The sequence below is a fragment of the Agromyces sp. P1_H4 genome (assembly GCF_056405255.1).
The window spans coordinates 1-12861 of sequence record NZ_JBFUCL010000077.1 but is presented as its reverse complement, the minus strand read 5'-3'; the positions used below and the strand labels follow the sequence as shown (position 1 = coordinate 12861).

At 71.4% G+C, this 12861-nt stretch carries 10 protein-coding genes; 1 reads left to right on the top strand and 9 read right to left on the bottom strand.

Annotated features, from left to right (window positions below):
- The 9 genes from AC1DY2_RS07090 to AC1DY2_RS07050 form a co-directional block, all read right to left on the bottom strand.
- Positions 1-888: phytase (locus AC1DY2_RS07090; protein WP_476761783.1), on the bottom strand; the 888-nt coding region annotated here is incomplete at its 3' end.
- 76 nt (positions 889-964) lie between these two features.
- Positions 965-1795, bottom strand: a complete 831-nt coding sequence (locus AC1DY2_RS07085) for an aldo/keto reductase (protein WP_476761782.1) — start codon at positions 1793-1795, stop codon at positions 965-967.
- A 124-nt stretch (positions 1796-1919) separates the two neighbouring features.
- Complete coding sequence (locus AC1DY2_RS07080) at positions 1920-2861, bottom strand: cyclase family protein (protein WP_476761781.1); 942 nt, start codon at positions 2859-2861, stop codon at positions 1920-1922.
- Entirely contained in the window at positions 2858-4279 is a 1422-nt protein-coding gene (locus AC1DY2_RS07075; protein ID WP_476761780.1) for an APC family permease, read from the bottom strand. Before AC1DY2_RS07075 ends, AC1DY2_RS07080 begins: the two co-directional genes overlap by 4 nt.
- Positions 4280-4336: 57 nt before the next feature.
- Complete coding sequence (locus AC1DY2_RS07070) at positions 4337-5185, bottom strand: slipin family protein (protein WP_476761779.1); 849 nt, start codon at positions 5183-5185, stop codon at positions 4337-4339.
- Between the two features lie 96 nt (positions 5186-5281).
- The gene (locus AC1DY2_RS07065) at positions 5282-6445 is read right to left on the bottom strand and encodes a cystathionine gamma-synthase (RefSeq protein ID WP_476761778.1); all 1164 of its coding nucleotides are present in this window, start codon (positions 6443-6445) and stop codon (positions 5282-5284) included.
- Between the two features lie 35 nt (positions 6446-6480).
- Entirely contained in the window at positions 6481-7848 is a 1368-nt protein-coding gene (locus tag AC1DY2_RS07060) for a cystathionine beta-synthase (RefSeq protein WP_309974323.1), read from the bottom strand.
- A 35-nt stretch (positions 7849-7883) separates the two neighbouring features.
- Positions 7884-9443, bottom strand: a complete 1560-nt coding sequence (locus AC1DY2_RS07055; RefSeq protein ID WP_476761777.1) for a sugar porter family MFS transporter — start codon at positions 9441-9443, stop codon at positions 7884-7886.
- Between the two features lie 121 nt (positions 9444-9564).
- A complete protein-coding gene (locus AC1DY2_RS07050; protein WP_476761784.1) occupies positions 9565-11472 on the bottom strand; it encodes an ABC transporter ATP-binding protein in 1908 nt (635 codons plus the stop codon).
- A gap of 181 nt (positions 11473-11653) precedes the next feature.
- Between AC1DY2_RS07050 and AC1DY2_RS07045 the strand changes: the two genes are divergently transcribed.
- The coding region (locus tag AC1DY2_RS07045) for a hypothetical protein (protein ID WP_476761776.1) at positions 11654-12861 on the top strand (1208 nt) is incomplete at its 3' end.

Below are 12861 nucleotides of genomic sequence, written 5' to 3'. Positions count from 1 at the left end.
GTGCMCGCCGAAGTCCTTCACGCGGTCGATGAGCCGGGGCTCCGCCGAACCGAACGGCAGCGCGATGCGCCAGACGCCCACGTCCTCCTGCGCGGCGTAGAACACCCCCGAGCGCTGGTCGACAGAKAGTCCCTCGAGCTGCGGGCCGACGCCGGGCTCCTCGCACGGCGTCCAGGTGGTGCCGTCGGGCAGCGGGAATGACGACGGCATCACGGTCGTCGTGGCATCCGCGTACCCGACGAGGCCACCGGATGCCGCGAGCCGCACGGTCGCGAGGGTCGGTGCGCCCTCCTGGGTGACCACGGCGTACGTCTCGCCCGGGGCGGGCTGCCACACCGCGAGCCCGTACGCGGTGTGCTCCTCGGCCACCGTGGCGCGGTCGGGACTGAACAGGAACGGCAGGTCGGGCGCGGTGACCTCGGTCAGCGGCGTCGGCGCGTCGGCCCCGGCCGGGTCGATCACGAAGAACCGCAGCTGGTCGTTGTAGCGATCCGAGACCACGGCGAGGTCGACGGATGCCGCGCCGAGCGGCACGTCGTAGGCGATGTCGACGTTGTTGTACCGGCCCTCGATGCCGTCGGCCCGCGGCGCCGCCGTCGCGACGAGGGACTGCAGCTCGTGGGCGGCGAGGTCGTACACGCGGAGCCCGCCCTCCTTCGCCGTCGTGATGACGATGGAGTCGTGCGAGTCGGTCGGATCCACCCAGATCGCCGGGTCGTCGCCGCTGGCGTTGCCGCCCTCGGCATCGTCGTAGAGCGCCGGCGTCTCGGTGCCGGTCGTGACGACCGCATCAGGCACGGACGGCCGGGCGACCGCGCCGGTAGCGGGAACGAGGAGGAGGAGGGCGAGTGCGGCCGCGGCGGCACCGGCGACGAGGGTCGGCTTCATGTGCAGCATGCTGCCGAGGCCCGAGGAACGGCGCGTGAAGCACCGGGGTGAAGCGGGTGAACAGCGCGGCGAGCGCTCAGAACTCCTCGTGCGTGTCGGGGTCGGCGCCCCAGAGCCGCCCGCGGGAGAGGGCCGTGATCGCCTCGACCTCCTCGGGGGCCAGCCCGAACGAGAAGACGTCGAGGTTCTCACGGCGGCGCGCGGCATCCGCCGACTTGGGGATCGGCACCGCCTCGAGCTCGACGTGCCAGCGCAGCACGATCTGCGCCGGCGTGACGCCCTTCTCGGCGGCGAGCGCCGTGATGACGCCCTCCTGCAGGAGCTCGCTGCGCTTGGCGAGCGGGCTCCAGCTCTCGGTGCGGATGTCGTGCTCGTCGTGGTAGGCCCGCAGTTCCTCCTGCGGGAAGTACGGGTGCAGCTCGACCTGGTTCACGACGGGCACGACCTGCGTGTCGCGTTCCAGGCGTTCGAGCATGGCGACGGTGAAGTTCGAGACGCCGATCGACCGCACGAGGCCCTTCTCGCGCAGCCGGATCATCGCCCGCCAGGTGTCGACGTACTTGTCGATGCGGGGGTTGGGCCAGTGGATGAGGTAGAGGTCGACCCAGTCGAGGTCGAGGCGGCGGCGCGATTCCTCGAAGCTGGCGAGGGTCTCGTCGAATCCGTGGTGGCGCCCGGGCAGCTTGGTGGTGATCACGAGGTCGCTGCGGTCGACGTCGGTGCGGCGCACGGCCTCGCCGACGACGTCCTCGTTGCCGTAGTTGTAGGCGGTGTCGATGAGGCGGTAGCCGTCGGCGATGCCCGACACGATCGCCGCGATGCCCGCCTGCTCATTGAGCCCGTACGTGCCGAGCCCGAGCGCGGGGATGGAGTTGCCGTCGCGGAGCGAGTACGCGGGAGCGATCATCCACCCATCCTCACTCACGAGGGCGACGGATGCCACTGCCCGCGCCGCTCCCGGACGCTCGCCGTCATCCGGCCCGCCGTCGCGCCCCCGCGCGCGGACCGACGACCGACCCACCGGACGAGCGTCAGCGCGCAGGCAGCTCCGCGAACGCCCGCACGGGGAACGTGCCGAACCCCTCGACCCGCGGCGGCACCGCGGTGAAGCGCGCACCACGCACCGGCACGCGGTCGAGCGCGGTGAGGTGCTCGACGACGTGCACGCCCGCCGCGAGCAGGATCGAGTGGGCCGGGCGCTCTCCGCCCGACTCCGTGTCGTCGATGTTCAGCGCGTCGATGCCGACGATCGCGACCCCGGCGTCGACGAGGTGGCGCGCTCCGGCCTCGGTGAGGAACGGCGACCCGTGCGCGTACTCGGGCGCGCCGAAGTGCCGGCTCCAGCCGGTGTGCAGCAGCACCGCGGTGCCCGCGAGCTCGCGGTCGAGGAACACCTCGGCAGGGATGCCGCGGCTCGCGGCATCCGTCAACCGGAACACCTCGGCGGGGACGCCGACGAGCGTGGCGAGCTCGAGGCTCGCGAGGTCGCCGCCGTGCGCGTAGCGGTGGAACGGGCTGTCGAGGTAGGTGCCGGTGTTGCCGGCCATGGTGATGAGGTCGATCGCGAACTCGGTGCCGGGCGCGTAGTGCTCGCGCGACGCCTCGCGGGTGAGATGCGGCGTGATCGTCGGCGCCGGGATGCCGGGGTAGGTCACGAGCCCTGCCCGGATGGGGTGACTGAGGTCGACGAGCTCGCCGCGCGCCTCCGGCGTACCCGGCCCGACGGATGCCGCGGCATCCGTCGGCGCATCGCCGACCCCGCGCGACCCGCGATGCGGCTCCTCGACGACCTCGAGGTTCGACAGCTGCACCCGGCCGACCAGGGTGAGTCCGAGGTGCCGCACGAGCAGCTCGCCGACCTGCGCCTCGGTGAGGTCGCGCGACGGGAGGTCGAGGCGGAACGCCTCGGCGCGCAGCGCGCCCCCGTTGACGAACTCGATCTCGGCGTCGAAGTGGGCGCGGTACTCGGTCAACTGAGCTCCTGGGCCGTCGGGACGGAGGCGGATGCCGCGGGCGCGGGCGCGGGCGCGGCGGATGCCGCCCGTGCCCCCGATGCGGTGCGACCGCGCAGGCGTCGCACGACCGTGACGAGCACCGCGGCGAGCGCGAGGATGACGGGCACGAGCAGGTTCGCCCACGCGAGCACGAGCAGGCCCACGGTCATGACCGTGGCGACCACGGCGAGCCACCAGCCGAAGGACCAGCGCCGCAGGAGGAGCGTCGCGGCAACCATGCCGGCCGCGTAGATGGCGACCATGTTGCTCGTGTGGATCAGGATGAACGCCGACAGGTTCATGCCGTTCAGCAGCATGAGCACGAAGTACACGGCGACGAGTGCAGCCGTGAGCAGCAGCGCCCGGCGCGGCACCTCGCCGGCGGCCGCGCCCTTCGCGAAGTAGCGCGGCAGGTCGCCGTCGCGTCCGAGCGCCGACCCGAGCTTCGCGAACGCGGGCAGGTAGGCGTTCATGACGCCGAGGCAGACGATCGCGGTGACGATCGCGACGAGCGTGGAGCCGATGCCCGGCACGGTGGTGTCGACGAGGTCGAGCAGCGGCACGACGCCCTCGCCGGCCTGGTCGCCGAGCACGCCGACGGTCACGACCTGCAGCGCGAGGTAGCCCGCGCCGACCACGACGATCGCGATGGCCGTGGCGAGCGGGATGATGCGGCGCGGATTCCGGAACTCGCCGGCGATGTGGGTGCCGACCTCCCAGCCCGCGAACGCCCAGACGAAGAGGCTGATCGCGGTGCCGACCCCGCCCCACCCGTTGGGCAGGAAGGGCTGGAAGTTCGACGACTCGACGGCCGGGAAGGTCACCGCGACGACGCCGACGACGGTGGCGATGAGGAGCCCGGTGAGCACGAACTGCGCCCACCCCGCGACGCGCACGCCGAACCAGTTCGCGACGAACGGCGGCACGAAGATCGCCAGCGAGATGATCGGCACGGCGGAGCGGTCGACGCCGAGCACCGCGACGACGTACTCGCCGCCGAGCACGGCCAGCACGGGTGCGCCGATGCACACGCCGAAGAAGAACCAGTAGCCGGTCATGCGGGCGGCCGTGTCGCCGAGGGTGCGGCGCACGTAGCTGGCGACGCCGCCCGGGTCGGGATAGCGCGAGGCGAGCGCCGCGAACGTTCCGGCGAGCGGGATCGAGAGCACGAGCACGGCGGCGACGGCCACGATCGAGGCCGGCCCTGCTGCGGCGGCCGCCAGCCCCGGCAGCACGAGGATGCCGGTGCCGAGCACGCTCGCGATGTAGAGCGCCGTGCCCTGCACGAGGCCGAGGGAGCCGCGGTGCTCGGTGGCGGGCTCGCTGCCCTCGGCTCCGGCTGCGGCACCGGCAGGTGCCTGGGCGCCCGCCGAGGCGGCGGTCTGGTTCGTGGTCACCCGCTCAGTCTGGAGCATCCGACCGACACGCGTCGCTGGCAGGGACGACAGCCGTCGTCAAGATCCTGCCAAGCGCTCCGAACTCGCCCGCACCTGGGCGGTCGCGGCTTCGCGATCGATGAAGCTCGTCAGGGCCTCGATCGAGCCGAGCAGGGGCGCCGGCACGACCACGAGCGTGTTCTTGTCGACCCCGACCTCCACGAGCGTCTGCAGCGTGCGAAGCTGCAGGGCCAGTGGATGCGCCATCATCGTGTCGGACGCCACGCCGAGCTTCACGGAGGCGAGCGCCTCCCCCTCGGCGGCGATGATCTTCGCCCGCTTCTCGCGCTCCGCCTCGGCCTGCCGTGCCATCGCCCGCTTCATCGAGTCGGGCAGCAGGATGTCCTTGAGCTCCACGAGGGTCACCTCGACGCCCCAGTCGGCCGTGGTCACGTCGAGGATCACACGGATGTTGGCGTTCAACGTCGCCGTGTCGGAGAGCGCCTCGTCGAGGTGATGCTGGCCGACCACCTTGCGCAGCGTGGTCTGGGCGATCTGGTCGATCGCCGACTGCACGTTCTCGATCGCGATGACCGACTTCACGGCGTCGACCACGCGGTAGTAGGCGACGGCGGACACCCCCACGCTCACGTTGTCGCGCGTGATGATGCCCTGCGACTGGATCGGAAGGGTGACGATGCGGAACGACACCTTCGTCATGACGTCGACGATGGGGATGATGAACCGGATGCCGGGATCGCGCACGCTCTGCAACCGGCCGAAGCGCAGCACCACCCCGCGCTCGTACTGCTTCACGATCTTCACCGACATGAAGAACAGCACGATCACGAGCACGACCACGATGACCAGGGTGACCCAGAACCAGACCATGGAGATCATCTCCTCGGCGCCGGTGACGTGCCGCACGCCGCTCCCTCCATTGTCCCACCGCGGTGGGAGACGGATGCCGCGACGGCCGGCCGAGCGCGACGGGCGACGGATGCCGCGGCATCCGCCCGACCGCTACAGGCGGCCGAGCGCCTCGTCGATATCACCGAGCAGGTCGTCGACGTCCTCGATGCCGACCGACAGCCGCACGATGGACTCGGGAACCTCCGCCTCGGTGCCGCGCACCGACGCGTGCGTCATCTCGGACGGGTAGTTCACGAGCGACTCCACGCCGCCGAGCGACTCCGCGAGCTGGAAGAGCGACGTCGACTCCGCGAACCGGCGCGCGGCCGCGGCGCCCCCCGTCAGCGAGATCGAGATCATGCCGCCGAAGCCCGACATCTGCCGGGCCGCCAGCTCGTGCCCGGGGTGCGACTCGAGCCCGGGGTAGAACACGTGCTCGATGCCGGCGTGGCCCTCGAGCCGCTGCGCGATCGCCATCGCGTTCTCGCTGTGCCGCTGCATCCGGATGCCGAGCGTCTTGATGCCGCGCGAGGTGAGGAACGCGTCGAACGGCCCCGACACGGCGCCGGCGGCGAACTGGGTGAACGCGACGCGTTCGGCGAGCTCCTCCTGCCCCGCCGCGAACACGAGCGCCCCGCCGACCACGTCGGAGTGGCCGCCGAGGTACTTCGTGGTGGAGTGCACGACCACGTCGGCGCCGAGGGCGATCGGCTGCTGCAGCGCCGGCGACGCGAACGTGTTGTCGACGACCACGAGCACGCCCGCCTCGCTGCCGAGCTCGGCGAGCGCCGCGACATCCGAGATCTTCATGAGGGGGTTCGACGGGGTCTCGACCCAGAGCACCTTGGTCGCGCCGAGCTCGATCGCCCCGCGCACCGCGTCGAGGTCGCTGGTGTCGACGGCGGTGTGCCGGATGCCCCAGGCGCCGAAGACCTTGCGGATGAGCCGATGCGTGCCGCCGTAGACGTCGTTGCCGATCACCACGTGGTCGCCGGGCACGAGCACCGTGCGGAGCAGCGCGTCCTCGGCCGCGAGGCCCGACGCGAACGAGAGGCCGCGGATGCCGCCCTCGAGCGCGGCGAGCTGCGTCTCGAGACCCGTGCGGGTGGGGTTGCCGCCGCGCGAGTACTCGTAGCCGCCGCGGAGGCCGCCGATGCCGTCCTGCACGTAGGTCGAGGTGAGGTACACGGGCGGGATGACCGCGCCGGTGGTGGGATCGAACTCCTGGCCGGCGTGGATGGCGCGGGTGTCGAAGCGGGCGTCGTCGTGGAGCATGGTGCGGGTGCCTTCCGGGTGGTGCGCGCGGCCGCTCAGGCCGACAGGTAGGTGAGGAGGTCGGTGCGGGTGATGACGCCGAGCGCCTTGCCGCCGTCGGTGACGAGCAGCGCGGGCGCCGTCGCGAACGCCGAGCGGGCGGTGGCGACGGGCTCGTTCACGCCGATGAGGTCGAGCGGCTCGCCCACGACGGTCGACACCTCGTCGGTGAGCTTCGCCTTCCCCGAGAACACGAGGTCGAGCAGCACCTCCTCGTGGAGCGCGCCGAGCACCTCGCCGAGCACCACGGGGGGCTCCGCCGAGAGCACGACGAGCTGCGAGACGCCCGTCTCGGTCATGCGGTCGATGGCCTCCCGCACCGTGTCGGCCGGGTGCACGTAGACGAGGGGCGCCGTGCGGTCGGCCTTCGCGCCGAGCAGGTCGCGCACGGTGTGGCCGGCGGGTGCGTTGCCGAAGCCGTAGGCGCGCAGCCACTTGTCGTTGAAGATCTTGCCGAGGTAGCCGCGACCCGAGTCGGGCAGCAGCACCACGAACACGTCGTCGGGGCCGGCGGATGCCGCGGCCTTCAGCGCTGCGACCACGGCCATGCCGCTCGAGCCGCCCACGAGGATGCCCTCCTCGCGCGCGAGCCGGCGCGTCATCGCGAACGACTCGGCGTCGCTGACCGCGATGATCTCGTGCGGCACGGCGGGGTCGTAGGCCGTCGGCCAGAAGTCCTCGCCGACGCCCTCCACGAAGTAGGGGCGGCCGGTGCCGCCCGAGTAGACGGATCCCTCGGGGTCCGCGCCGATGATGCGCACGGTGTCGCCCGACACCTCGCGCAGGTAGCGGCCCGTGCCCGTGATGGTGCCGCCCGTGCCCACGCCCGCCACGAAGTGCGTGACCGTGCCGTCGGTGTCGCGCCAGATCTCGGGGCCGGTGGTCTCGTAATGCGAGCGCGGCCCGTTGGGGTTCGAGTACTGGTCGGGCTTGAACGCGCCGGGGATCTCGCGTGCGAGCCGGTCGGACACCCCGTAGTACGACTCGGGGCTGTCGGGCGCCACCGCGGTCGGGGTCACGACCACCTCGGCGCCGTAGGCCGTGAGCACGTTGCGCTTGTCCTCGCCGACCTTGTCGGGGCACACGAAGATGCACTTGTAGCCGCGCTGCTGCGCGACGAGGGCCAGGCCGACGCCGGTGTTGCCGCTCGTCGGCTCCACGATCGTGCCGCCGGGCTTCAGCTTGCCCTCGCGCTCGGCGGCATCGATGATGCGCGCGGCGATGCGGTCCTTCGATGAGCCACCCGGGTTGAAGTACTCGAGCTTGACCAGCACCGTGGCATCCGTCACCCCCGCGGTGACCTTGTGGAGCTTGACGAGCGGGGTGTCGCCGACGAGATCGACGATGGTCTCTGCGTACTTCATGCCGTGTTCATTCCTCGTGTGGGTGCGGCCACAGCCTAGCCCGATTCCACGGCCGGGCGGCGGGCCGATCCCTTCGCCGGGAACACCGTCTCGGACTCCTCGAGGGACATGCCGTTCGTCTCGGGCACCTTCCAGAACACGAACACGAACGACAGCGCGGCGAAGGTCGCGTACATGCCGTAGGTGAAGAAGAGGGAGAAGTTCGACAGCACCGGGAACGTCACCGTGACGAGGAAGTTGGCGATCCACTGGGCCGCTGCGGCGAGGCCCAGCGCCCGCGCCCGGATGCGCCCCGGGAAGATCTCGCCGAGCAGCACCCACACGAGCGGTCCCCATGAGAAGCCGAAGAAGACGACGAAGAGGTTCGCCGCGACGAGCGCGATCGGCCCCCAGGCACCGGGCAGGCTCAGCTCGCCGTCGACCGTCACGGCACTCGCGAACGCCACCGCCATCGTCGCGAGGGCGACGGTCATGCCGGCCGAGCCCGTGAGCAGCAGCGGGCGCCGGCCGATGCGGTCGACGAGCGCGATCGCCACGAAGGTGACCACGATGTTCGTGATCGAGGTGAACACGCTGATGGTGAACGAGTCGGACTCGTCGAAGCCCACCGCCTGCCACAACGTCGTCGAGTAGTAGAAGATCACGTTGATGCCGACGAACTGCTGGAACACCGAGAGCAGGATGCCGATCCACACGATGCCCTGCAACCCGAACACGCGCCCGCGCAGGGCGCCCTTGCGCTTGGCGAGCGAGTCCTCGTGCATGGAGGCTCGGATGTCGCGGATGCCGCGATCCTCGTCGCCCGGCTGGATGCGGGTGAGCACCCGGCGGGCGTCGTCCTCCTTGCCGGCCTTCACGAGGAATCGCGGCGACTCGGGCAGGGTGAGGGCGAGCGCGCCGTAGATCACGGACGGCACCACGCACGCGAGGAACATCCAGCGCCAGGCGTCGATGCCGAACCAGAACGGCTCGCCCGCCCCGCCGGCGGCGTTGGCGAACAGCGCGTCCGAGAGCAGGGCGGCGAAGATGCCGAAGACGATGGCGAGCTGCTGCAGCGACGCGAGCCTGCCGCGCATGAGCCGCGGCGAGATCTCGGCGATGTACGCTGGCGACACGACCGACGCGATGCCGATGCCGACGCCGCCGATCACGCGCCACACGATGAGGTCGATGACCCCGAATGCGGAGCCCGACCCGATCGACGACACGAGGAAGAGGATCGCCCCGATCAGCATGACCGGGATGCGGCCGAACCGGTCGGCGAGCCGCCCGGCGAGCTCGGCGCCGAGCGCGCAGCCGAGCAGGGCGCTCGCCACCGCGAACCCGGTGACGACCGCGGTGAGGTCGAACTCGGACTGGATCGCGTCGACCGCGCCGTTCACCACCGACGAGTCGAAGCCGAACAGGAAGCCGCCGACCGCGCCCGCCGCGGCGAGCCCGATGACGCGCGGCTTCAGGCTGCTCGCGAGCGCCGCCGGCGGCGCGTCGGCGGCGGCCCCCCGCGATGACCCGTCGGGCGCAGGCCCAGCCGATCCGTTCACGAGCGGCGCGGCTCCGGATGCCCCCGAGCCGGTCTCGTCCTGTTCCTCCGTCATGGGATCTCCCCCTCCGCCGACCCATCGAGCCTATTCGTCGAGCGGATGCCGCGCCCGAGCGACGCGCATGGCGAAGGGATCGTGGCGGCGGCGTCCGGCGGTGGCGGCCACCGCGCGGCCGTCAGGCCTCGAGGACGGTGCGCTCCTCCTGCTGGCGGTACAGCGACGCGTACACGCCGTCGGCGAGCACCAGGTCGGCGTGCGTGCCCTGCTCGACGACTCGGCCGGCCACGATCACGAAGATGACGTCGGCCGACACCACGGTCGACAGCCGGTGCGCGATCGCGATCGTCGTGCGGCCGCGGGCCGCGTCGTCGAGCGCCTGCTGCACCACGCGCTCCGAGATGGTGTCGAGCGCGCTCGTCGCCTCGTCGAGCACCAGGACGGCCGGGTCCTTCAGCAGCACGCGCGCGATCGCGATGCGCTGCTTCTCGCCGCCTGACAGACGGTAGCCGCGCTCCCCCACGATCGTCTCGTACCCCTCGGGGAACGACGCGATCGTCTCGTGGATGTTCGCCGCGCGGGCCGCCGCCTCGAGCTCCGCGTCGGTGGCGTCGGGCCTCGCGTACCGCAGGTTGTCGGCGATCGACGCGTGGAACAGGTAGGTCTCCTGGCTCACGATGCCGATGTGCGAGATGAGCGACTCCTGGCTGAGGTCGCGCACGTCCTCCCCGGCGAATCGCACCGCACCCTCCGACGCCTCGTAGAGTCGCGGCACGAGGTACGACACGGTGGTCTTGCCGGCGCCCGACGGACCGACGAACGCGGCGAACTGTCCCGGCTCGATGGTGAAGCTCACGCCGTCGAGCGTGGGGCGCCCCTCGCCCTCGGCGTCGGGGTAGCGGAACGTGACGTCGTCGAACTCCACCCGCCCGAGCGCCGGCCCCGCGGTCACCGCACGCGCCGCCGGGGCATCCGTGATCGAGGGCTTCAGGTCGAGGTACTCGAAGATGCGCGCGAACAGGGCGCTCGAGGTCTGCAGGTCGAGTGCGACCCGCATGAGCCCCATGAGCGGGAACAGCAGCCGCGCCTGCACGGTCGTGAACGCGACGATCGTGCCGGCCGTGACATCCGCGGTGCCGCCGGCGATGAGCCACCCCGAGACGAGGTAGACGATGGCGGGGATCGCCGACATGAAGATGCCCACCATCGCGAAGAACCACTGGCCCGTCATCTGCTGCTTCACCTGCAGCTGGATCTGGTTCCGGTTCTCGTCGGCGTAGCGGTCGATCTCGCTCCGCTGTCGCGTGAAGCTCTTCGACAGCAGGATGCCCGAGACCGAGAGGGTCTCCTGCGTGATGGCGGTCATCTCCGACAGCGACTCCTGGGTCTTGCCGGCGATGCGCGCCCGCACCTGCCCCACGCGTCGCTGCGCGATGACCATGAACGGCAGCAGCACGAGCGCGATGACCGTGAGTTGCCAGCTGAGGATCAGCATGGCGACGAACGCCGAGATGACGGTGACGGTGTTGCCGAGCACGCTCGAGACGGTGTTGGTGAGCACGGATGCCACGCCGCCCACGTCGTTCTGCAGGCGCGACTGGATGACGCCCGTCTTGGTGCGCGTGAAGAAGCTGAGCTCCATCGACTGCAGGTGCGTGAAGAGGCGCACGCGGAGCGAGCCCATGACCTTGTTGCCGATGGTGGCGGTGAGCCACGTCTGCCAGACGCCGAGCAGCGCCGAGACGATGTAGACGAGGATCATCGCGCCGACGATCCACGCGAGCACCGGGAGGTTCGGGCCCGTGACATCGCCGTCGGCGCCGACCGGGAAGAGGCCGTCGTCGAACGCCCGCTGGGTGAGCAGCGGCGGGATGACGCTGAGCGCCGCCCCGATGAGCACGAGCACCACGGTGGTGGCGAGGGCGACCTTGTGGTCGACGAACAGCTCGGAGATGCGGCGGAGCAGGTGCGGGATCTTGGGGGCCTCGGCGTTCTCGGCCCGCTGCGCCGACTCGTCGGCCGAGGCGATGCGGGTGCGCGCCTTGCCGTACCTGCCGGTCTGGCCCCCCGGCGCGCTCGCATGCATGCTCATGCGCTCAAGCCTAAGTCGGGGGTGCGACGCCTCGGCCGAGCCGGGAGCTGGCGGGCCGCTGCGTTCGCTGAGCGCGTCATCCCGCCTGCATGCCCCTGTTCCGGGGGGTGCGCCGCCGTTCGGCACGCGATACATTGACCGCGAATCGGCTGTCCCGACCCGAGGGAGTGATGCCATGAGCCGCATCGGCGTGCCCGCGAACCGATCCTCCCGACCCCGTGGCGTGCGCCAGCCATGGCGGGCTGCGCTGGCGGCGCTCGTCGTCACCGGCCTGGCGTTGCTCGGCGTCGGCGCCCTCGCCGCGCCGGCGACCGSCGCGGAGGGGGATCCGCTCACCGTCACGGTCAGGGACTGCGGCTACTACCAGACGGGCCGGATCGACTACGCGTACACGTTTGCCGATTCGACGTTCGAGAAGTTCGTCGCCCTGCTCGACGCGGACGGGTTCCTCATCGAGCAGCGGGGCCTCGGAACCGGCCCCACCGGCACGGGGAGCTTCGATGCGGCGCCGGGTTCGTACTTCATCGCCCTCGCCGAGGGAGTCGGCGACGTCGGCAGTGTCGTGGCCCAACTCCCCGCCACCGTGGGGCCCTGCGCCGACCTCGGCGTGGCCGTGGAGGTCACCTCGTGCAGCACCGATCGCACCGGGTCGATGCTGCTCACCCTGACCGAGCTCGTCGCGGGCGGTCTCGTCGTCTACGACGTGGAGGGGCCGAACTTCTCGACCGGCGGGCCCTTGGATGAGTACGGTGCGACCGAAGTGATCGACCTCGCCGACATGCCCCCGGGCAACTACTACGCCTACGCGGAATGGCAGCCGCTCCCCGGCGCCGAGCAACCCCCGGCCCCGACGTACGACTGGGTCGGGGTCGCGATCGAACCGTGCCAGCCGGCGGCGCAGGTCGAGGTCACGCCCACGGCCGACGACGGCGATGGCGGCGTGAACGTGACCCTGTCGAGCCTCGTGAACGGGGTGGACTACACGGTATGGGTGAGCGACGTGGGCGACCACGATGGCATGCCCTCCGGCGAGCCGCAGCTGGTGACGGGCGATTCGACCGGCACGGCCGCGCTCACGTTCGGCTCGTTGCCGGGCGGCCGCGCCTACACCGTATGGGTCGAGGGCGTGTGGACGGGCACATGGGAGGAGCCGCCCTTCCTCGGAAATGGCGGGAACTTCGTTCCGCTCGAGTCGGTGGTGCTCGCCACGAGTGCCGACTTCGCGGTGCCGGCGGCGCCCGCTCTTGTCGTGCCGCAGACGGTGACGCCGGCCTCGACGGCGACGGCGACGCTGCCCGACACCGGCCCCGACGGGCTCGGCGGATCGATGCTCGCGGCCGTCGCGCTGCTCGGGTTGCTCGCGGCCGTCGCGCTGCTCGGGTT